This is a genomic window from Shewanella sp. S23-S33, from assembly GCF_043359565.1.
Classification (GTDB): Bacteria; Pseudomonadota; Gammaproteobacteria; order Enterobacterales; family Shewanellaceae; genus Shewanella; species Shewanella oncorhynchi.
The window spans coordinates 198,179-218,330 of the sequence record NZ_JBHFFD010000069.1; the positions used below are offsets into that span (position 1 = coordinate 198,179).

General features: G+C 45.3%; 22 protein-coding genes and 1 pseudogene. 11 read left to right on the forward strand and 12 right to left on the reverse strand.

The genetic code is table 11. The features are described 5' to 3' along the window. Positions 1 to 345 precede the first annotated feature (345 nt). A complete protein-coding gene (locus ACHA99_RS19820) occupies positions 346 to 1,341 on the forward strand; it encodes a response regulator (protein WP_028759518.1) in 996 nt (331 codons plus the stop codon). 18 nt (positions 1,342 to 1,359) lie between these two features. After that, on the forward strand, positions 1,360 to 2,334 hold the full coding sequence (locus ACHA99_RS19825; RefSeq protein ID WP_113939163.1) for a sensor domain-containing diguanylate cyclase: 975 nt from the start codon (positions 1,360 to 1,362) through the stop codon (positions 2,332 to 2,334). A gap of 82 nt (positions 2,335 to 2,416) precedes the next feature. On the opposite strand, the gene rraB is transcribed toward ACHA99_RS19825, so the two are convergent. The 6 genes from rraB to ACHA99_RS19855 all read right to left on the reverse strand — a co-directional run bounded on the left by rraB (position 2,417) and on the right by ACHA99_RS19855 (position 7,024). Next, positions 2,417 to 2,824 carry a ribonuclease E inhibitor RraB gene (rraB, locus tag ACHA99_RS19830; RefSeq protein ID WP_393944546.1) on the reverse strand — a complete coding sequence of 136 codons (408 nt, stop codon included), beginning with the start codon at positions 2,822 to 2,824 and terminating at the stop codon, positions 2,417 to 2,419. Between the two features lie 40 nt (positions 2,825 to 2,864). Further along, positions 2,865 to 3,608 (reverse strand): 1-acylglycerol-3-phosphate O-acyltransferase, encoded by a 744-nt coding sequence (locus ACHA99_RS19835; protein ID WP_393944548.1) that lies wholly within the window; start codon positions 3,606 to 3,608, stop codon positions 2,865 to 2,867. Positions 3,609 to 3,770: 162 nt separating this feature from the next. Continuing rightward, complete coding sequence (locus ACHA99_RS19840) at positions 3,771 to 4,571, reverse strand: metal ABC transporter permease (protein WP_263139828.1); 801 nt, start codon at positions 4,569 to 4,571, stop codon at positions 3,771 to 3,773. Between the two features lie 4 nt (positions 4,572 to 4,575). Further along, positions 4,576 to 5,484, reverse strand: a complete 909-nt coding sequence (locus tag ACHA99_RS19845; RefSeq protein ID WP_393944550.1) for a metal ABC transporter solute-binding protein, Zn/Mn family — start codon at positions 5,482 to 5,484, stop codon at positions 4,576 to 4,578. Continuing rightward, the gene (locus ACHA99_RS19850; protein ID WP_105250297.1) at positions 5,468 to 6,652 is read right to left on the reverse strand and encodes a hypothetical protein; all 1,185 of its coding nucleotides are present in this window, start codon (positions 6,650 to 6,652) and stop codon (positions 5,468 to 5,470) included. Before ACHA99_RS19850 ends, ACHA99_RS19845 begins: the two co-directional genes overlap by 17 nt. Positions 6,653 to 6,733: 81 nt before the next feature. Continuing rightward, positions 6,734 to 7,024 carry an ABC-type zinc uptake system zinc chaperone gene (locus ACHA99_RS19855; RefSeq protein WP_168827349.1) on the reverse strand — a complete coding sequence of 97 codons (291 nt, stop codon included), beginning with the start codon at positions 7,022 to 7,024 and terminating at the stop codon, positions 6,734 to 6,736. Between the two features lie 288 nt (positions 7,025 to 7,312). Between ACHA99_RS19855 and ACHA99_RS19860 the strand changes: the two genes are divergently transcribed. Next, positions 7,313 to 7,438 (forward strand): hypothetical protein, encoded by a 126-nt coding sequence (locus ACHA99_RS19860; protein WP_105250299.1) that lies wholly within the window; start codon positions 7,313 to 7,315, stop codon positions 7,436 to 7,438. Between the two features lie 146 nt (positions 7,439 to 7,584). On the opposite strand, the gene ACHA99_RS19865 is transcribed toward ACHA99_RS19860, so the two are convergent. Beyond that, positions 7,585 to 7,914 carry a hypothetical protein gene (locus ACHA99_RS19865; protein ID WP_113939169.1) on the reverse strand — a complete coding sequence of 110 codons (330 nt, stop codon included), beginning with the start codon at positions 7,912 to 7,914 and terminating at the stop codon, positions 7,585 to 7,587. Between the two features lie 235 nt (positions 7,915 to 8,149). Between ACHA99_RS19865 and ACHA99_RS19870 the strand changes: the two genes are divergently transcribed. After that, the gene (locus tag ACHA99_RS19870) at positions 8,150 to 9,808 is read left to right on the forward strand and encodes a mechanosensitive ion channel domain-containing protein (RefSeq protein WP_393944553.1); all 1,659 of its coding nucleotides are present in this window, start codon (positions 8,150 to 8,152) and stop codon (positions 9,806 to 9,808) included. Positions 9,809 to 9,891: 83 nt separating this feature from the next. Here the strand turns inward: ACHA99_RS19870 and ACHA99_RS19875 are convergent, their stop codons facing one another. Then, positions 9,892 to 11,604 (reverse strand): formate--tetrahydrofolate ligase, encoded by a 1,713-nt coding sequence (locus tag ACHA99_RS19875; RefSeq protein ID WP_393944555.1) that lies wholly within the window; start codon positions 11,602 to 11,604, stop codon positions 9,892 to 9,894. Positions 11,605 to 11,771: 167 nt separating this feature from the next. Between ACHA99_RS19875 and ACHA99_RS19880 the strand changes: the two are divergent. Then, positions 11,772 to 11,869, forward strand: a pseudogene (locus tag ACHA99_RS19880) (oxidoreductase); the annotation flags it as partial. Positions 11,870 to 11,946: 77 nt separating this feature from the next. On the opposite strand, the gene ACHA99_RS19885 reads toward ACHA99_RS19880, so the two are convergent. After that, the gene (locus ACHA99_RS19885; protein ID WP_306685429.1) at positions 11,947 to 12,777 is read right to left on the reverse strand and encodes a MaoC/PaaZ C-terminal domain-containing protein; all 831 of its coding nucleotides are present in this window, start codon (positions 12,775 to 12,777) and stop codon (positions 11,947 to 11,949) included. 726 nt (positions 12,778 to 13,503) lie between these two features. On the opposite strand from ACHA99_RS19885, the gene ACHA99_RS19890 reads away from it, so the two are divergent. Further along, complete coding sequence (locus ACHA99_RS19890; RefSeq protein WP_198571971.1) at positions 13,504 to 14,277, forward strand: methyltransferase domain-containing protein; 774 nt, start codon at positions 13,504 to 13,506, stop codon at positions 14,275 to 14,277. Between the two features lie 33 nt (positions 14,278 to 14,310). Here ACHA99_RS19890 and ACHA99_RS19895 read toward each other — a convergent pair whose 3' ends face one another. Further along, positions 14,311 to 15,213: a TraB/GumN family protein gene (locus tag ACHA99_RS19895; protein ID WP_393944557.1), complete on the reverse strand. Its 903-nt coding sequence runs from the start codon at positions 15,211 to 15,213 to the stop codon at positions 14,311 to 14,313. A gap of 48 nt (positions 15,214 to 15,261) precedes the next feature. Here ACHA99_RS19895 and ACHA99_RS19900 point away from each other — a divergent pair, with 48 nt between their 5' ends. Both ACHA99_RS19900 and ACHA99_RS19905 read left to right on the forward strand, forming a co-directional pair. After that, entirely contained in the window at positions 15,262 to 15,570 is a 309-nt protein-coding gene (locus tag ACHA99_RS19900; RefSeq protein WP_263171810.1) for a prephenate dehydrogenase, read from the forward strand. A gap of 165 nt (positions 15,571 to 15,735) precedes the next feature. After that, entirely contained in the window at positions 15,736 to 17,493 is a 1,758-nt protein-coding gene (locus ACHA99_RS19905; RefSeq protein WP_393944559.1) for a GGDEF domain-containing protein, read from the forward strand. 43 nt (positions 17,494 to 17,536) lie between these two features. Here ACHA99_RS19905 and ACHA99_RS19910 read toward each other — a convergent pair whose 3' ends face one another. Continuing rightward, positions 17,537 to 18,061, reverse strand: a complete 525-nt coding sequence (locus ACHA99_RS19910) for a DUF3016 domain-containing protein (protein WP_219234761.1) — start codon at positions 18,059 to 18,061, stop codon at positions 17,537 to 17,539. Between the two features lie 278 nt (positions 18,062 to 18,339). Here ACHA99_RS19910 and ACHA99_RS19915 point away from each other — a divergent pair, with 278 nt between their 5' ends. Then, the gene (locus tag ACHA99_RS19915; RefSeq protein ID WP_105250308.1) at positions 18,340 to 18,648 is read left to right on the forward strand and encodes a hypothetical protein; all 309 of its coding nucleotides are present in this window, start codon (positions 18,340 to 18,342) and stop codon (positions 18,646 to 18,648) included. 135 nt (positions 18,649 to 18,783) lie between these two features. Next, positions 18,784 to 19,098: a hypothetical protein gene (locus tag ACHA99_RS19920; protein WP_393944562.1), complete on the forward strand. Its 315-nt coding sequence runs from the start codon at positions 18,784 to 18,786 to the stop codon at positions 19,096 to 19,098. Positions 19,099 to 19,111: 13 nt separating this feature from the next. Here the strand turns inward: ACHA99_RS19920 and ACHA99_RS19925 are convergent, their stop codons facing one another. After that, positions 19,112 to 19,621 (reverse strand): DUF4240 domain-containing protein, encoded by a 510-nt coding sequence (locus ACHA99_RS19925; RefSeq protein ID WP_113939178.1) that lies wholly within the window; start codon positions 19,619 to 19,621, stop codon positions 19,112 to 19,114. Positions 19,622 to 19,748: 127 nt separating this feature from the next. Here ACHA99_RS19925 and ACHA99_RS19930 point away from each other — a divergent pair, with 127 nt between their 5' ends. Next, positions 19,749 to 20,129, forward strand: coding sequence for a hypothetical protein (locus tag ACHA99_RS19930; RefSeq protein ID WP_393944564.1), 381 nt, complete (start codon positions 19,749 to 19,751; stop codon positions 20,127 to 20,129). Positions 20,130 to 20,152 lie beyond the last annotated feature (23 nt).

Consider the following 20,152-nt stretch of genomic DNA (forward strand, 5'->3'; position numbering starts at 1 on the left):
ATTTAACCGCTAGCTATTTAACTACTAATAATCGACACCAGTATCGCAATGCTACCTGCAGCGAAGGATGATTGGGCAGCAATATATGGATTCTATAGTCCTTTTTTAGTCACTATATCCTTGTTATTTACTAACATTAGCCAGTTCGATTTAAGATTCTGCATGATTTGATTCAACAATGATTCAAATTTTAATGCCATCAGAAAATATAAATTTATCAATGATATCTATAAGTTACATATAAAAGATATTAATCAGACTTGCCCGAAGAACGCAATTCGTCAGTCAGACCTAAAAAATAAGTGTTATCTTCAATAAATGGGCAAATAAGGATCACTAGTCAGCATGTCAATATCTGTACTCATCTGTGACGATTCCGCCATGGCACGTAAGCAAATGGCCCGCACACTTCCCAAAGAGTGGGATGTGGAAATAACTTATGCGACCAATGGTGCCGAAGGCCTTGATGCCATCCGCGCTGGAAAAGGCGAAGTGGTGTTTCTCGATCTCAACATGCCTGTAATGGACGGTTATGAAGTACTGCAAACAGTGCAGCAACAGGACTTACCCGCGCTGATTATTGTGGTATCCGGCGATATTCAAATCAAAGCTCACGAGCGGGTTAAAGCCTTGGGTGCGTTAGATTTTATTCAAAAACCGGTGAGCGCCGATGCCATCAGCAACATTTTACAAGATTACGGCATCTTAACGCTGACGCAGAAAGATCTCACCGACGAAGTCCCGATGATCAAAGTCGACATGCGCGACGCTTGCCAAGAAATAGCCAACGTTGCCATGGGACGCGCCGCCGATCTGTTAGCTAAATTACTCGATGTATTCGTGTTACTACCTATCCCTAATGTGAACGTGCTTGAAGTCAGTGAGTTAACCATGGCGCTCAAAGCCACGGAAGAAAGCTCAACTGTATCAGCGCTCTGCCAAGGTTTTATCGGGGCGGGTATTGCGGGAGAGGCCCTGCTCTTGTTCCATGATTCCAGCTTTAAAGACATGGCCAAGCTGATGGGATTAGCTAATCCAGAAGACAAAAATACTGAGATAGAAGTCCTAATTGATACTGGAAACGTACTGATAGGCGCTTTCCTTAACGGCATTTCTGAACAGCTCGACATGAAATTTAGTCAGGCTCACCCTGTCGTGCTGGGACGGCACTGCACGGTTAACGATCTGATCCATGATAATTCAGAGAAATGGCACCGAACTTTGGCAATGGAGATCAACTATCGGATTGAAGATCATAATATTCAATGCGATTTGCTACTGCTCTTCACCGAGGATTCTATCCCCACTCTTAGCTATAAACTCGGCTATTTACTCGATTAACCAGTTGGATTTTATCCTATGTCAAATGACCAAAGCGCAATGAACGAACTACACTGGCTCATCGATATGGTACAAACCATAGAGGTGGGATTAGTGGTATTAGATCGCCATTACAATATCCAGCTGTGGAACGGTTTTATGGAGAATCACAGCGGTGTTTCCCCTAATTCGATCAAAGGTCAAAACCTGTTTACCCGCTTCCCCGATCTGCCTGCCACTTGGTTAAAGCAGAAAATGGAATCGGTTTTCATGCTTAAAAACCGTGCTTTTATCAGCTGGGAACAAAGGCCGTACGTTTTCCAATTTAAAAACTATCGCCCGATTACAGGCCGTGCAGACTATATGTACCAGAACGTGACCCTGCTGCCGCTGGCATCGCTCACGGGACAAGTGACCCATATCAGTGTGATTATTTATGACGTGACAGATATCGCCATCAACAAATTGCAACTTAAAGCTGCCAATGAACAACTCGAACGCCTTAGCCAAACCGATGGTCTAACTCAGTTGCATAATCGTCGTCATTGGCAAGAGTGTTTAGACCACGAGTACGACTTGTATGCCCGCTACTCAGGTATGGCAAGTTTAGTCATGATAGATATCGATAACTTTAAACATATCAACGACAGCTATGGCCATGTGGCGGGTGATAAAGTCATTCAGCATATCGCCCACTTACTCAGCCAATCCTTACGTGATACCGACTGTGCAGGGCGTTATGGCGGCGAAGAATTTGCGGTTGTATTGCCTAAAACCAGCGGCGCAGATGCGATGAACTTTACCGAGCGACTCAGGGAGAAAATCGCCGCATCCGTCATAGTGTATGAAAGCCTGAAGATTACTGTGACGGTAAGTTTAGGCGTATGTGAAATTGGCTCCCATATTACCAGCAGTTCTAGCTGGATCTCCTGCTCCGATAAAGCCCTGTACGAAGCGAAACAAAAAGGCCGTAACTGCAGTGTTTTACATACGAGTAAAACAAGTAAATCCTAAATATACCCAATAAAAATGCCCATCAATGATGGGCATTTTTATTTAAAAAAAGTGAAGATTAAACTCGAGATCCGCTAACGAATTAATGAGGAAAACCATCATCTTCTTCGTTTTCATCTTCTTCGTCATCCATTTCATCGCCGACGAAATAGGTACCCCAACCGTCATATTCCACTTTTTGCTTTACCGCTAATTGCAGCAATTGCTCGGCCGCTTTGTCCAGTAATTCAACATCCAGTTTGTGGTGTGCGACAGCATCGAAACAGAAGATTATTGAACCATCCTCCAGTTCCATTTCTTCGGCATCATTCACCTCAAAACCTAATTTAAAGGCATCTACTGCGGCTTTTTCGAGACGGTCGAAATTGGTCGATGAAAAGTGATGCTCAATAACATATTCCGCATCAGGCTCTGAGCCATCGTCAAGCAGGGCTTGCACTATGTCACGATTCTCTGCAAGTTGGGCTTTTAACTGACTTTCAATAGACATGGATTTGTCTCCGTTAAGGTAAATCTGGCTCAAATTGGCATTATACGTCATCACTCGCGAGAGTTTTACCCATAAGTGCTGCCGCTTCTTGATTTATCTCAGCAAATCTCGCCGACATGCAGGCATGGATTTGCGCAGAGAAGTTTTTCACATCGGCTTTATCTAAACCTGCGGTCGGCACAGGTGCCATCATATCGATGATGACGACACCGTTATTCCAGCGATTTAACTTAATATGGCTCTGACACGAAGCAACCACTGGCACCACTGGCACTCCCGCCGCGATTGCAGTATGGAAAGCTCCCGCTTTAAAAGGTAACAGACCACGACCACGCGAACGTGTACCTTCAGGAAAAATCCATACGGATAGATTCTTCTGCTTAATTTTTTCAACCGTTTTAGCCATAGTATCAAAGGCACTGTGACGGTTTTTACGGTCGATAAGAATATTACCTGACAACCAATAGATTTGACCGAATAGCGGCATCCACGCCAAACTCTTCTTGCCTAAACTCACTGTACCTTTAGGAACTGCTGTCGTGTGAGTAAAGAGATCAAAGTTATTCTGATGATTTGCTAAGAAAATATACGGGCCGTCCTGCACATCTTCGTGCCGGCGAACAATCACTTTAATCCCAAGGATTGGCGCAACCGATGAGAAGATCTTGGCGAACATATGTACATTGTCGCGATGGCGAGGCCTTAATAAACACACTAAGCCACCAAAAATAAAGGCAAGCAACAAGGATACCGCCAACAACATTGATCTGACGATTAAAAGCACGATTTACTCCGACTGTAAAAGTGGTGACAGTATAGCCACCATGGCTTTGGGACTCAATATATTGTTTACATCTGTAAGCTGACTTGCTAACAAGCAAGCAAAAAAAGCCCATCGATATACTGAACCTCCAGTGTATCGATGGGCTTTAATATTAATATCGAACTAAGCGTGGTGCTTGGGTAAGATTTCAGGCTCAGTTGCCTGAGGTGAGACTTTACTTAACACAAAGCGGATCACTAAGGCACTCACGGCCAAAGTCGCGACAATTGCCGCACCACTAGGGAGATCTAAGGTCGCCGACAGAACTAAGCCCAAAACATAGCCCAGTAAACCGACGAGGTAAGCGTAAAATAGCCGACCTTTACCACGGTACTTGTTCAACGCTAAAGCTGGCAATATCAAGGTGCTGAACACCAGATAAACACCTACTAATTCAACCGATAAGGTAATCACTAGCGCAAATAGCAGATAAAATCCTGCCCCGTCCAACATCTGGGGGCGTAGGAATATCGCTAATAACACCAGTGAATACACTACAGCCGGCAAAATCAGTTGTGACCAACTCACCCACAGGATCTGACCTGACATCAATTGCTTTAACAACTCGGCGCCATGTGGGTCGTTTGCCAGCAACAGCATTGCGGCTACCGCAGACAAGACGTAAAAGCAGCCAATCATAGCCTCCAACTCACCCGCCATACGCTTAGCTAACCAAGCGATAAACCCTGCACCCGCAAGGGCAAACAGCGCTGGCATCCACACATTAGCAAACGGCATATCTTCTAATCTGTGGTCCATGTGAGCGACAATCGCGCCTAAAGCGGCAACTTGCGCTATCGCTAAATCAATAAAAATGATGCCACGCTTAAGCACTTGTCTCCCAAGTACAATATGCGTCGACAACACCAAGATCCCCGCTGCCAATGCAGGTAACAGAATCGACATCAGCTCAAGATCAAACATAGGTTTATTTCACTCCATTTAAGAGGGAAATCACGCTGTCATACAGGCTAAATAAATCTTGGCTCTTATCATTCCCCCCCACAGACATAGGCAGCATTACCACGGGCAAGTTCGCTTTTTCACCCAGCCATTTTGCACCGCGCTCATCCTGATAGGATGCCACGACTACAGCCAGAATATCCCCATGCTCGGCTCGCGTCAGCAGACTCGCTAAGTGACCGCTAGTGGGAGCTAAACCCGGTTTTGGCTCTAAATCTGCCACTTGCTCGATACCAATCCAGTTGAATAAGTATCTAAAGCTTGAGTGGTAAGCGATCACTTTTTTACCTTGTAATCCCTTAGCTTGCGCTTCCCAACGCGGAACTGCGGCTTGCCAGCGAGTGATAAAATCTGCCAGTGACTGTTGATAATCGGCCGCACCAGCAGGATCTAGCTGAGTCAGCTTAGCACTCAGTGCCGTGGCGACTTTTAACAGTCGCGTTGGGTCGAAATGGATATGTGGATTACCTTGAGCATGCACATCCCCCATGCTGCGATCGACAGTGGCCAGTTTATCTAAGGTCTCGATTTGGTCGGCAGCGAAAAATAAGCCTTGCTCGGTCGAGCGCACTTTTGCGTTTGCCGACTTCATCTGCAGCATAGGCAACCAACCCACTTCAAGATCGGCACCTGCGCACACCACAAGATCCGCCTGACGCATTTTAGCAATCAAACTCGGACGCGCCTGCACTTGGTGAGGGTCTTGTAATGCCGTCGTTGCCGAATAGATGCTAGCCGTTGGAGCAAGCTCCTTGGTCAATGCCGCGTATTCAGGTTCACAGGCAAACACATTCAGCTCGGCATGGGCCAAACCAGTGTAAGTGACAGATAAGGCCACTGCGGCCAATTTAGCTAAATTAGAATTGATGCGCACCGTGAGCCCCCAGAGACATAATGTATTGAATAGTGAAGATGTTATCGTCTTCTATTCCATCGAAGTTAGTACCCTTTTGATTGGTATACTGGAAACGAACCGTTGAAAAATGGCTAGAATGCCAAGCCAAACTCACCTCAGATTCCTTCAACTTTTGCCCATGAAAATGATCGCCATGGAGCTCTTGCGTATCAGCTTCACCGTAACGCACACCCGCTGACCAGCTCGGCGTGAATTGGTACACACTGCTCAAATACCAACCTTGGTGGTAATCTTGGCTCGGTGCATCCTCTGGATGTAAATCGATAGGTGTAAAATCGCTCACGCGATAGTACTCACCGCTCACAGTGAGATTTTGATATTTGTAGTTACCGTTAGGCGCCCACTTATAAACAAAATCAGCACCATAGGTATTTTTACCTGTGTAAGATGCGGCATGGCTATGACCTTCGTGCTCATCACCATGGGCATGCTCATCTTCATGTTCCCCTTCTTCATGGGCTGTCACTTGGCCATTTTCGTTGCGCAAGTAACTCAACCCCGCTTGCCATGAGCTGTTATCGCCTATGTCGCCACCAATTTTTGAGTACAAGGTATAAACGCCGACCTTCTTAAACTCACGCTCACCATGCTCATCGGCAGCACGTAAACTATCGCCCTTAAAGGCTTCAACACCCATGGTCCAATACAAGTCCGTCGGCGCTACGTAGTTAAAACGTATACCGTCATCAAAATAATGTCCCCCTAAGAATGCACGGTAAACCACAGGACGGTCGGTGAAGGAATCAGTATGTAAATGTTGGTTATTGAGGTAACCAATGTCCGATAAGAAACGACCACCACGGATAGAAAAACCTGCTGGCATCGCCATGGTTTGAATAAAGGCTTCTTCCAGATTCAGTTCAGTCTCACCGTCATGCATTTCAACTACTGCGGTGATTTTACCGTAAAACATATCATCGATATTGGCACTCATCGCCAGTTCAGTTTCACCTAAACCAAAGCCATCTGGACTCTCGGCTAATGGGCGTTCTCCCGTCTGATAATATCCATTTAGCACACCACTGATATTAGGGTTGGTCAAGCTCGAGTCTTCTGCAAATAAGCTAGGCGAAACGAGCGCACACGCCAAAGCCACCAAAGAAATTCGGGTATTTAAAACAGTCATGATATCTCCAAAATACAACTAGCACTCGACGACCGATATAAAGTCATCAAGAAATACAATAAGTTAAAATTTTAAGTTGATTTAGAGAGCGAAGGGAGGCGCACGACTGCGATAAACACTGACGTGTTCAAAAATAGAGGAAGGTAAAATAAATTCGACCACATCGAAATGCTGTATAGCTAAATTCAGCGTCAGCGGATGGGTCAATAAAATCTTGTTGAGTTGGTGCTGATGGAAGCACAGGGTACAGTGAGTCTTAGCGCCATCATCAAGATGGGTCACACTATGGGCTGAGGCAGCAAGAGACAGCAATATCAGTACGGCAGCAAGCCATATCGAAATTGTGCGTCTAATGTGACTTTTAAGTCTCACTCAGTCGTCCCCATAGTTAAAAAGTTGCATAAGTCTATGTCAGTGCCATAGCAAGTTGCAATAAGGTAATCGCTTTGCAAAAGGTTACAAGATATTTGAGGTACCCAGTCTTACCAATAACTTCTTGTTTCAATAGCGGTAGGATCTTGCGAGGACTCAGGTAAAAAAACGCATTTAAGATTAGCTTAAGTGAGTGTAACTATAGTGTATTTAGTTTTTATGTCTGCGAGCACAATGACGAAATCAAGCTCGATATGGCTCCGTTTTATCCACCTAAAGGCAACTATTATGCTAGCATTTTTTCGTGAAAACTTAGGGCTTATCTTAGGGATAGTCATCTTCAGCGCGGTGATATTTGGTGGTATTTATTACGTTGAGCACTCCTTAACGAGCCAAGAACAAGTCGTGCAGTAAACAAAAACTCATTAAGCGCGGCTGAAGTTCGCCCCTTAAACCCTCTTAGTTGCATTTTGAGCGCCTGCTAAAGGCGCTCAAATGATGTTCGTCTCTGGAAAATTGTACCGCTGATTTTCCTATCCATGACGAATCCACTTATTAGCCTAACGATACTTCTGTCTTTGATCGCTATCATCGACTTGCTCGGGCGCTTCAATGGTGATGACTTGATCCATAAAATGGCTCACAAACAACAACATCAACGAAAAAATCATTACAGGGATCGCAAAATACCGCACAGAGGCATCAAAGTAACTGTATCCCGCCGTAAACACACTCAAATAAAATCCTAATAACTTGAGTTTAGCCAATGTTGGACTGCGGCCTAACCAAGCCGCACAATGGGGGCAACGCACTTGAGCGTCGAAACCTTTGCCTCTTTGCTGGCTAATGTCACTGACCTTGATGTACTGATTACAATGGGAACACAACATGAAAACACGATTCCTAAATAACGATGCGCAAGTTTACCAGATACCGACTAGAGTTCGGCCTGTAAATACCCAAAATGTCGGAAAAAGCAGATAAATCACCGCACTCAAGGTTAAGCTCAAATCAACCCTTCCCTAAAAAAGTTTAATTCCAAGGGCTATTTCACTCGCAGATATTTTACAGTAGATCCGGCAACATCTATCATACTCAGACATATTTCTACTTAAGATCACTCCTATGCACCGCTACCTCGCTTTCGTGTTTGCCCTGCTAATACCACTACTCAGCCTTTCATCCCAAGCGCAAACTGAACCTGTCGCTGCAACCGAAAGCCCATCAAGCACTCCTGTAACGCTCAAGGCAGAACTGGCAATGCTGCAACAGGCTATCGATACGGATATACGTAAACTAAAAAATGCCAAAGGCGAATTGAAGACAATTGTTGAATATCGAATTCAAAACAAAACCTTACAGTTACGTAATAAGATTAAAGATCTGCTCGAAGCAACGCCAATCGACAAAACTTTTCTGCAGCCATTAATCCAAGGACAACTTAACTACATCCAACAAATTGATGCTTATATCGATGACAACATTAGTAAATTGGAACAGCAATTAGGTTCAAGCACAGATGATGCGACTCTGCTGGAAATATCAAAGCGCGAATTAGAAAAAGACACCTATTACAAGCAACAACTCGAGACGCTCACTTGGCTCGAACAAGTTGGCCAAGATATTAGCGAAGCACAAAAATCACTGATGCAAATTTTAGTAGCACGTGCCGATACGCTAGAAAGTTTAGTGACTTATACCCAGCAGCAACTACAAGCAGCGATTGATACCGCAACCAATGCAGGTAAAGATGTCACTTCGGCGCAAACCAGCCACGTAATGATGCTAAAGGAACGCTTAGCACAAAATAGTCAGAGCTTAAATATCGACATCAGCCTACTCGACGCCTTAGGCCATGATACAGCCGCGCTGAAAAAGACACTCTTTAGTGTTTCAGGTGATATAACTCAAGATGTGTTGAACTTTGATGTCGCATCAAGTCTCGTTGAGCAGTGGCTAAATACGGCACAAGAACAAGCGATTAATCACGGCCCAACCGTCGTGTTTAAGTTATTTGTTTTCTGTTTGATCTTGTTTATTGCGGGTCTCGCCGGCAAGTTAGCCAAACAAATAGTGAAAAATACCGTTAGCAATTCTAAGTTGAATTTAAGTAAGTTATTACAAGACTTCTTCACCTCGCTATCAGGTAAAGCCGTCTTTACTATCGGGCTGTTAATCGCCCTTTCACAGCTTGGGATCGAACTTGGTCCCTTGCTCGCAGGCTTTGGTATCGCGGGTGTTATTATTGGTTTTGCCCTGCAAGATACCCTGTCGAATTTCGCCTCAGGCATGATGATCTTAATTTACCGTCCCTATGATGTGGGCGATTTGATCAACGCCGCTGGCGTCACCGGGCGCGTCAGTCACATGAGCCTTGTCTCCACCACGATTAAAACCATGGATAACCAACGTCTTATTATTCCTAATAATAAGATTTGGGGTGACACAATTAACAACATCACAGCTGAGCATCAACGTCGAGTCGATATGACCTTTGGGATCAGTTATAGCGACAGCATCGAACAAGCTGAAGCGATTCTCAAGTCCATCGTCGAAGCGCATCCTAAGGTACAACCATTGCCAGAACCGACGATTAAACTACATCTATTAAGCGAATCTTCGGTCGACTTTATCGTTCGCCCTTGGGCAAAACCGGAAGATTACTGGGAAGTGTATTGGGACATTACCCGCGAAGTGAAAATGCGCTTTGACGCCGAAGGGATCAGTATTCCCTTCCCACAGCGTGATGTGCATATCTATCAAACCACGAAATCACCGCTTTAAACCAGCGTTAAACGAGAGAAGAAGGGCGTTGCAATGAGCTCGCCCTTATTTTTATCTCTGGCCTATAAATCTCTGCATCAGTGTTAGCCTAAGCCGACTATCTCACCTTGCGCATCAATATCAATTTTTAAGTAACCCGGTTTCAGCCCAAGTCCTGGCATAGTCATCACATTCCCCACCAAGGCGGTAATAAACCCCGCACCAGCATGCAAGACTAAACCACGCACTGGGATCTCAAAGTCCTGAGGAACGCCCTTTAAGCTAGGATCGTGACTAATTGATAACGGCGTTTTGGCCATACACAGGGGCAAATGTCCATAACCTAATACGGTCAGCTGCTGCGCCTGTTGTTTGGCCTCGATAGAAAGGCTAACGCCCGCTGCGCCATACCCCACCTCGGCTAAGGTGGATAACTTAGCCTCCAATGAGGCTTCATCTGAATATAACAGCTTGAACTGACTCTCGGTTTCAGCGGCGCGAACCACAGTCTGCGCTAAGGCGACAGCGCCAGCCTCCCCTTGGCTAAAAGCATCGCTGACCTCACAGCCAAAGGCGCTGCTCGCGTTGACGGCTTCAGTTAGCCATTGCAACTCGGCATCAGTGTCAGTGGCGAAACGGTTAATGGCAACCACCACAGGAATACCATAGCGAGCCACATTATTGATATGCCAGTTTAAATTTGCAAAGCCTGCTTCGAGTCGAGCCTGATCTGGTAGATTGATATCTGACTCAGACACCAAACCACTATTGGCCTTCAGCGCTTTTAAGGTGGTGACCAGCACAGCGGCGGCCGGCACCTGACCCGATTGACGCACCTTGATATTACAGAACTTTTCAAAGCCCATATCTGAGCCAAAACCAGCTTCAGTCACCACAAAATCCGCCAGTCTGAGGGCGATATCATCAGCAATAATGGATGAATTACCGTGGGCAATATTGGCAAAGGGTCCCGCATGGATAAGGCAAGCTGAACCATTTAAAGTCTGCATTAACGTCGGCTTTATCGCATCCGCCATGATGGCCGTCATCGCGCCAGCGACACCTAAGTCTTCGGCAGTGATCACTTGCCCTTGGGTATTTAAGGCCAGCACTAAACGACCGATCCGCGCCCGCATATCCGCCAAATTATGACTTAAGGCTAAAATCGCCATTAACTCTGAGGCGGCGGTGATATCAAAACTGGAGGCGTACTCTGGGCCATTATTATCGCCTAAGCCCACCTGGATTTGCCTAAGACAGCGATCGTTGTGATCGACCACTCGGTGCCAACGGATCTCACTGGGATCGATATCCAAAAACGCTTGCCCAGATTGCGCCTCAAATTCCGCCTTACCTAAGCGCGCTTCATGAAATAGCCGCGCCGCAATCGCTGCAGCCCCTAAATTGTGGGCACTGCTCACGGCATGAATATCACCCGTGAGATGTAAATTCATCTCCTGCATGGGTACCACTTGCGCATAACCGCCACCCGCAGCGCCACCTTTTACCCCAAATACAGGCCCCATGCTGGGCTGGCGAATACAGGCACAGGCCTTTTTGCCTATGGCATTTAACGATTGCGTTAAGCCAATGCTAGTCACTGTTTTACCTTCACCGTGAGGCGTAGGCGTGACTGCGGTGACGATAATCAATTTGCCTTTACGCTGCCCAGCCAAACGCTGCAACACACTGAGCTCGACCTTGGCTTTAGTGTGACCAAATTGCATCATCTCTTCGGGTAATAGACCTAAGTCGGCGCCCAGTTCATTAATGTCTTTTAGGCTAGCGCGATTCGAAATATCCATATCTGTCAGCATGCGTCGATTTCTCCCTTTCAAATACGCTTTGGTTTAGTATGAGGGGTTGCTAAGCACAACACTCATTGAATAGGGCGGATATTAGGTGATTGGCTTTAAGATATATAGCCGTCGAAAGGGTTAATGAGCGATTCCTTAATCTGCATCAAATAATCTGCCCTGCGTCCGAGCGGCTCAAGAGTGCCGTTGCCTCAAATGAGATCCAGCTCGACGCCAGCAATGGTTCAGTATCTGGCAGACATCTATGGGTCACAGCGTACCTTGATTTTTGTTTCTCAAAAGCAACAACCATAAACAACGGCGCCAGAAGGCGCCGTTGTTGTATGTATTATTGAGTTCGGCTTAAAACTGCACATCGCCACTTAAATGAGGTCGACGGCCTTTGCTGTCACGTAATTCAAATACCATATTATTAGCATTCTGCTCATAGCCAAATCCAACATCGGCAGGCATCAAAAGTGGCAGCTTAAAGGTCACGTCCACAGTGAATGGACGATCGCCAATACTTGGCATCAACTCTGCTAAACAACGGGCCTTAGACCACATGCCATGGGCGAGCACTCGATCAAAGCCAAAACGCTTTGAAAGCACGGGATGCAGATGGATCAAGTTATAATCGCCAGATGCCTTAGCATAACGACGACCTAAATCTTCACTCAAACTCCAGCTTTGTGGTGTTTCCCATGCCATATCAATGGCTTTAGGTGGGCGAACGCGACGCCCAGCAACATCGATACGATATAAATAGGTGGATAGCGATTCCCAGACGAGTTCTTCATCCACAAACGCCTTAGACACAAATTCAAACTCTAAGCCAGAATCCGTCTCGCGGCTCGTGGTCAAAGCGCACTCGAGGGAGAAAGTCTCGTCCACCGTCACAGGCCGATACACTTGAATACGATTCTTAAGGTGGATCATCCCAAGCAGTGGGAAAGTGATCCCATCGTGGGTAAAGATCACCGCATGCAGGCGAAATGCCATCACATAGAGATAGGTTGGCGGTAGAACTTTACCGTCAAATTGAAAACCACACACCTGCGCATATTGGCTTACTTTAGCTTCAGACACAGTCACATGCGGCGCGGTCACCTTGATTTGGGGCAACGGCTGTTGATCCCAACCAGGCTTACGGCCAAAGAAGATCTTGCGATAAAGAGAAAACAGCGACGGCATCGCGTTCAATTCAACACAATATGCATTATTCAAGTCTGAGTACCTTTTAATTAACTATCCCTTGGCACAAAAATACATTGCCATAAATTACCCCGCACAGACGAGTAACGTCTGATCAATCAAGCTGATAACGAGTGTAAAACAGGCAGTGCTGCGTCTTAATAAGGGCTGATGCTGACTCTCCGAATGGACAACTATACCCAAACAACCTGAAAATGCAGGATTCAGCGGGAATTTAACGCACTTTAGGCAAGGCCCTTTATTGCTCCTGCATAAATGGCATTCACGCCATCCATGGCGATTGCGGTTATTTGCGGACCTAGTGGACTAAGTTCAAAACAACCAACACAGCATAAAGTGCGTTAAAACCCGCCGGGACGGAGCGCCTAGGGCACTTCACTTCCGTGTTGCATCAATTCAAAAGGTGGTCGCATTCTGTCATTGATGCGCCTTGAATTGAAGCACCCTAGGCGCTCTGAAACTCGTATCTTCAGGTCGCTTGGGTATATAGAGTCAGGTTTGGCGAAAACGGCGTGATTATAACCCAGAGCACAGAGTTCTGTGTATCCCTAAGTTTAGTAGGAATAATTACTATTAATAAAATCAATAGATTAAAAATTAACGATGCAAATTTATCCATCTCAACTCGGCAATAACATCTCCAGAGTGCGAAAAATTTACGACTGTGCCACACTATCGTTCCACTCTCTTTAACCTAGTTATCACGTGCAAGATAAGAATTTTGATAAGCTCGCGCAAAAATTTGCGAAAAACATCTATGGTACGCCCAAGGGCGAAATTCGTGCCGCAGTGCTATGGCGCGACCTCGTCCCCGCGCTGGCAAAACTGGGGGATAAAAAACTCAGAGTATTAGATGCGGGCGGTGGTTTTGGTTACTTTAGCCAAAGATTAGCGCGCCTCGGCCACGAAGTTGTACTCTGCGATATCTCTGCTGAGATGCTGGCTCAAGCCAAAGAACAAATTGATGCCTCCCCTGAACCATTAGCTATCCAGCTTATCCATGCGCCTATCCAAGCATTATCGGTCGATAACCATGGTTATTTCGATATCATACTGTGTCATGCGGTCGTTGAATGGTTAACGGATGCTAAGCCCACTGTAGCGGGTTTACTTACTATGCTAAAACCCGGCGGATTATTCTCTTTGATGTTTTACAACAAAGAAGCCATGCGCTTTCATGCTTTAGTGTCGGGCAATTTCGATTACGTCGCCGCTGATTTAAAAGTGAAGAAGAAAGTGCGACTAACTCCCACTCATCCACTTTATATTCAAGAAGTTAAAGATTGGTTTAGCGAATGGCAAATGTCACTCATCAGCCAGTCTGGCGTGCGTGTAATCCACGACTATTTGAAAAAGAGTCAGCCTGCGGATTTCGACTATCACAAGCTGCTACAAATGGAGCTGGAGTACTCGCAACGCGAACCCTATATTTCCCTCGGCCGATATGTGCACTTTTTAGGGCAAAGCTTTGCAGTGTGAACGCGCGTCGTTACAAACGCGCTGCCTAAACGATTACTGACAAGTCTGTTTCCAGCAGGCGCTCACTTTGGCGCCTGCTTGCTCTAGCAATTGCACCACGCTTTTATCCCCTACCACATGGCCAGCACCAACCACCACAAACAAAGGTGAAGTCACATCAGTCGAGCCCATTAATTTTATAATGCCATCGGCCATCACATGGTTTCGCTGCCAGAGGATTTTCTCTAGCATTTTAGTGTCGCCCTCGCCGCCCATTTGCTCCTGCATTATGGAATCAAGCTCAGTTTCATTACCTGAACGCCAAGCCGTTATTAACGATAAAAGCTCCGCATCCGATGCGCTAATCGCCTCACGCACCATAGACCACTGCTCTTGACTATTAAAAGACGCTAACAATTGAAATTGTGACTCGGCAGTTTCCAACGGATACACAGGCAAAGTCGCATATCGAGCCATCAACTGCATATCAACGCCATAATCCGTGCTGTAACCTAAGTCGTTATAACGCAATAAGTTAACTTGAGTAGCCTGCAGCCAAGGTGCGAAAGATTGTATCGACTGACAAACATTTGCCGTGGCCGCGCAATAGGGCGTCATGCTCTCGACCGTTTGCTTATCTCGGCTCTGCCAATCTAAACCCTTAGTTTTATCGGCGCGGCCGTATTGCTGCAGTAAGGCTGTGTTATCGACTTTATTGATATCGACTTCTACGACTAAGCCCTTAGCTTTACCCAACGCGGTTTCAATTTGGGTGGGTAAAGGATAAAAGTCGGCACGTCCAATATGAATCGAACCTAGCAAATACGCACTCTTGCCTTGCCATTGCACTTGATAAAATGGTGGTTTATCGGTTTCTGCACCCGCCACTTTTGTGCTCAAACCCGCTAACGCCAGAAAACTGATTAATGCAATTAGTCGCCATTGGCTTGTTGCCATATCCTTTGCCCCTTATAATTCCTGCAAATTTTGCAATGAGACGCTGTTATGCCACATACCAAGGTTGTAGAGCAACTGAAAGAAAATCTTCAAATCGCCTATCGCCAAGCCATAGACGCCGACGCTAAGTTAGATGAGCTAAAGAAAGCTGGCCATGGAAACTTCACCAGCATATTCACGGCAGAACAAGGTTTTATCGCTTCGAGTAATCGCTTTCTGCCCTATGTGCAAGAGTTGGTCGATGACTTAACTCGCATGGAAGAACATCAAACGCTCGATCCTAAAGAACTCGAAACCTATGTGCGTCAGTTAGGCGCATTACTGCAAACATTGCAGGCCTTTAAGAAGCAAAGCTAAACCGAGATTAGGAGCTGAAACTCACCTTAGATTTCAGCTCTTTCCATGGTATATCTATTCAAGCCCACCAACACAGATAGATAGCACTAAGCTTCCCAAAAACTGTCATCATTTTGTCATTTCTAAGTCATAGACTCCGCTCACATAGACGAAGGGGCTGACGTAATGACAAGTTTAGATCTGGCTAAAGAGCTCGATAAAATAATCTCTAAAGCTGCAATCAATCCCTTATTTCAGCCAATTTTCAATATATTAGAACATAAAATTCATGGTTTTGAGGCGTTAAGCCGTGGCCCTGAACACAGCCCGTTATACTCCCCAGTCCCGCTATTTCAGACCGCCGAACATCAAGGTAAATTAAGCGAGCTAGAAACCCTTTGTCGCCGTATTTCACTCGAGCAATTTAAGTTGCGCCAGTTTCAAGGCAAGCTGTTTATCAATATCTCGCCCAAGGCATTATTAGATCCCGCCCACCCCAAGGGCATGACCTTACAACTGTTGCAACAACTCGGCATAGCGCCATCACAGGTTGTGATTGAACTGTCAGAACAATACCCCGCCGATGATATCGATTTACTCAAATCCTGCTTAAATCACTATCGTAGCCAAGGTTTTTTAACGGCCATCGATGACTTAGGTGCTGGTTATTCGGGTCTGAGACTCTGGTCAGAATTGTCACCTGACTATGTCAAAATCGACCGTCACTTTATCCATCAGATTGATTCGACTCCCGTCAAACAGGAATTTGTCCGCTCGATTGTGGAGTTATGCCAAAGTTTAACCTGCAAAGTGATAGCCGAAGGAATTGAAACGCAAGAGGAATTAGCCGTACTCAAACAACTGGGTATCGTCTATTGCCAAGGCTACTTACTCGGTCGCCCAGAAGTGCTCCCCTGCCGCGCGATGAAAGCGACCTTAGTGCCAAGCAATACTCAAATTCAACCTAGATACAGCGAATCGGCCGAGAGCCTGTGCACGAGCGCCATAACCGTAGTGCCCACACTTAAACTCAAATTTTTAAGTGACACCTTTATCTCGCAACCTGCATTACAGGCGGTTGTAGTGGTCGATAACCAGTTGCCACTCGGTATTATCAGCCGCGCGACCTTACTTGAACTCTTCAGCACACCCTATGGTCGCGCCTTACATGAAAATCATGCTGTGAGTGAAGTGATGGACCCGCAAGTCATCCAGATTGAGGCCAACGAACCATTATCCATCGTAAGTCAATTACTGACCTCAGAGAGTGCTAATACGGTAGCGCAACAGTTCATTATCCTTCGCCGTGGTAAACTACTCGGCATAGGCCATACCAAGGATCTGCTACAAAGGATCACAGAGCACAGAATTAAGATGGCGCGCCATGCAAATCCTCTTACAGACTTGCCGGGTAATGTGCCCATTCAAGAGGAATTAAAACGCCTTAAGATCCAAAAGAAACATTTTTATCTAGCCTATTTTGATCTGTGTAACTTTAAGCCATATAACGATATTTATGGATTTTGCCGTGGTGATGAAGTGATTTGTGAAGTGGCGAATCTGTTACTGAAGTATAAAAGCGACAATTGCTTTGTTGGCCATGTCGGCGGCGATGACTTTGTCATTATCAGCACCTGTGAGCATATGATCAGCCGTTGCCAGCGAATTCTTGCGGATTTTGAAACCCATAAGCATTTGTTTTATAGCGCCGAGCACTGGCTAGCCCAAGAAATGCTCGCCGACGATAGAAAAGGTGAAGCCTGTTACCATCAATTGATCAGTCTGTGTGTAGGCATTTTACCACCCGCACTCACCTTTAACGCCCATGAACACAGTCTATCGACCTTAAGCGCTAGGGCAAAAAAACAGGCAAAATCCGCAAATAACGGATTTTACCTGTTAGAAAATCATCTGATTATCGACACTCAGGCACTAACGGCATAGCTAAACAGCTTAAATCCTCAGCATTACCGCCCGATATGAGTCATTAAAGTTGTGGTGCAATCGTCTTCTTTAACCACTCGGTTAACATTTTGGTTTCATACATAAAAGGTTTATCATTTAAAGATTGGATCCCACCCATAAACCCCATATCCGACAGTTTTTCATCGCCCGCGATAATCACTTTATCGTTTTCCATGACTTGATAAGAAAAAGTCATACGTGGCGGATAAATGTCTTTGATAATGCGTAAATCATTGGCGGTCGCACCAAATGTTGGACGCATATCACCCGCAAGATCAACATCGGTAATGGTCATTTCAAGCTTTTGATTTTGCTTTAAAATCTTCGCGGCTTCTTTATTGATGTTTTCAGTTAAGGTCTCAAATAAGCGCTTCTCATAACGGGATTGGAGCTCCCCTGATGATTTTATATCGCGATAATCTTTAGGACTTTGCCAAACAATTTTAACCACACCATCTTCGGTGACGGGATCCACAGGCGCTTCATCGGCCGCCCAAGCCGCACTGCAACTTAATACACCTGCGAGTAAAAGGGACTGAATTTTCATGTTTGCCTCCAAGGCCTAGATAACTTTCTGAGAACCACAGTACAAAATCTAACCTGAACTAGAGCTTAACGCAAAACTGATATAAGTACAGCAAATGTGTCGTAAGCTTTTGTATAATTAAGTAAATATTATTTAACTATCACAACCGATACGTATCTTTTTGTATCGAGATTGCACCAAGTAAGTGCATAGTTATCAATTTGTGAACATTTCACGCGCATAACGACAAAAAAAGCGTTATCCTTCCGCTATTGTTTACATTGCCCACTTAATAAAAAATGAAATTCCCTGTTGTACCTGTGTTCATTCTTATCCTGTTTACCTGCGTCGTAAGTGCGATTTGGTTTATCTCCCCGAGTGACAAAAATACTGGCCCTAAAACTTGGTCAGCCTTTATCTACAACCATGGCTATGATTCAGGAAAGTATAAAAAAACCGATAACTTTGACAGCTATAATACTTGCCGCGATTTTGCACGCGAACAATCTGCCTTCTACGACAATGTGCCTTGGGAATGTGGATCTATGTGCCAGTTCGATACTCGTAAGCAAGGATTTCAATGCGAAGAAATGAAGAATGAGCACTAACTAACCATTCAGCATAGGTTCAATATTTATACAATAAACTCAGCTCCTCACAGTACAACTCGTTTTCTTTACCGTCTAAGGATGCACGATTTAGAACTAACGTGTTAAACGTAATTTTTAACTTGGAGCTAACCTATGAACCTAAAAACGGCTTATCTATTCAACCCATATTCACAAAAACTCGCTTTATTGGCACTGCTAACAATCGGAACAAGTATCAGCCTTTCAAGCCATGCCGCACCATTGACCATCAGCCAGCAACAGGCTGTGACTGTTCATTTGAGCAAATTGGCTCAGGCGCAAAATGCGGCTGAACATCAAATGACAGAGCAGCTTAAGCAAGATTTTAGTCAACAATTAACCGCGCAAGAACATGAGTTTATGAGCGACATCTGCCCTAAATACGGCATGACCTTCGATGTCACTACCAACGCTTGCTTGCGCTCGTAAGGTATTGCCAAGATTAAAATGGAAAACGGGCACTCAGTTCAGGGTATTGCAGCTTTAAATCCTTGGGCTTAGTGCTAAATTTTTTACCCACGGGCGTCGCCTTGCCCGATGGCATAAAGGGCAGTTCCTCACCAGTTCTATCTTCGTATAATTGCCCTGCGATAAGGTCGTATTCATCTACAAAAGGGTAAGCATAGGCATCTCGCTCTGGCCAAGCGACTAAACGTGCTAGGGTGTCAGGCTGATTAACCACACCTTCGAAAATTTCTTTACCGAGTGAAATCAAAAAACACCTAAACTCGGCAAAAGCATATTCAGAATCACAGCCCGTAATAATGTAGGCCGCCCCCCAAACAGACCACAAATAACTACGGCGCATCTGCTGACCAAAGATTTTATCGAAAGCTTTTAACTCTTCATTACTCAATTCGGCAAGTTTCTGCTTCAGTGCTTGAGTCAAAGACTCCTGTGATTGCGCCGCTTCCGTTCGCGTGACTAAACCCCAAAACTCAACTTCTGTCATAAACGTCACCTATTAGAGCCTCTAGCAAAAAGGCATATTCTACACGATATTACGGTTATACTGGACTCGGATTAGGGCATTTCCTACACTTGCTCATCTTCTTTGCTACTGGTGTGCACTTCAATCTATGCCTAAACGTCTTATACTACTGATCACGTTATATTGCCTCTTCAGCATTGCTGCACTTTGGCGTACTGTGATGACTCAATCCCTTGATGTATTCACCCTAGGTGTCCTCCCCGTGCTCGTTGGCATACTCATACGCGCGCCGTGGTCTAGCTTAGTGTTGAAGATTTATATTGGCATGCAAACCTTAGGATTCTCGGCTCTGGGGATTACAGCAACTATTGCTTATCGCATTACCCCTGAGGATGTAAAAGTGGTTGTTTCTGGTCACAATATTCCTATGTTGCCACTCACAGTGAGCATTATTGTTATTTTACTCGTGCAATATTGGATCGCATTTTCTAAGGTCACGAGACACTATTTGACCCGCCAAACTCAGTAATGGACTTTGTTGCTAAGCTGTTA

Excerpts from the sequence above, each read along its gene's own strand:
- ACHA99_RS19900 (WP_263171810.1), top strand. The coding sequence starts at position 15,262 with ATGCCACATACCAAGGTTGTAGAGCAACTGAAAGAAAATCTTCAAATC.
- ACHA99_RS19825 (WP_113939163.1), top strand. The coding sequence starts at position 1,360 with ATGTCAAATGACCAAAGCGCAATGAACGAACTACACTGGCTCATCGAT.
- ACHA99_RS19930 (WP_393944564.1), top strand. The coding sequence starts at position 19,749 with ATGCCTAAACGTCTTATACTACTGATCACGTTATATTGCCTCTTCAGC.
- ACHA99_RS19820 (WP_028759518.1), top strand. The coding sequence starts at position 346 with ATGTCAATATCTGTACTCATCTGTGACGATTCCGCCATGGCACGTAAG.
- ACHA99_RS19910 (WP_219234761.1), bottom strand. The coding sequence starts at position 18,061 with ATGAAAATTCAGTCCCTTTTACTCGCAGGTGTATTAAGTTGCAGTGCG.
- ACHA99_RS19840 (WP_263139828.1), bottom strand. The coding sequence starts at position 4,571 with ATGTTTGATCTTGAGCTGATGTCGATTCTGTTACCTGCATTGGCAGCG.
- ACHA99_RS19875 (WP_393944555.1), bottom strand. The coding sequence starts at position 11,604 with ATGCTGACAGATATGGATATTTCGAATCGCGCTAGCCTAAAAGACATT.
- ACHA99_RS19920 (WP_393944562.1), top strand. The coding sequence starts at position 18,784 with ATGAACCTAAAAACGGCTTATCTATTCAACCCATATTCACAAAAACTC.
- ACHA99_RS19870 (WP_393944553.1), top strand. The coding sequence starts at position 8,150 with ATGCACCGCTACCTCGCTTTCGTGTTTGCCCTGCTAATACCACTACTC.
- ACHA99_RS19915 (WP_105250308.1), top strand. The coding sequence starts at position 18,340 with ATGAAATTCCCTGTTGTACCTGTGTTCATTCTTATCCTGTTTACCTGC.
- rraB (WP_393944546.1), bottom strand. The coding sequence starts at position 2,824 with ATGTCTATTGAAAGTCAGTTAAAAGCCCAACTTGCAGAGAATCGTGAC.
- ACHA99_RS19865 (WP_113939169.1), bottom strand. The coding sequence starts at position 7,914 with ATGTTGTGTTCCCATTGTAATCAGTACATCAAGGTCAGTGACATTAGC.
- ACHA99_RS19905 (WP_393944559.1), top strand. The coding sequence starts at position 15,736 with ATGACAAGTTTAGATCTGGCTAAAGAGCTCGATAAAATAATCTCTAAA.
- ACHA99_RS19895 (WP_393944557.1), bottom strand. The coding sequence starts at position 15,213 with ATGGCAACAAGCCAATGGCGACTAATTGCATTAATCAGTTTTCTGGCG.
- ACHA99_RS19860 (WP_105250299.1), top strand. The coding sequence starts at position 7,313 with ATGCTAGCATTTTTTCGTGAAAACTTAGGGCTTATCTTAGGGATAGTC.
- ACHA99_RS19885 (WP_306685429.1), bottom strand. The coding sequence starts at position 12,777 with ATGCCGTCGCTGTTTTCTCTTTATCGCAAGATCTTCTTTGGCCGTAAG.
- ACHA99_RS19850 (WP_105250297.1), bottom strand. The coding sequence starts at position 6,652 with ATGACTGTTTTAAATACCCGAATTTCTTTGGTGGCTTTGGCGTGTGCG.
- ACHA99_RS19925 (WP_113939178.1), bottom strand. The coding sequence starts at position 19,621 with ATGACAGAAGTTGAGTTTTGGGGTTTAGTCACGCGAACGGAAGCGGCG.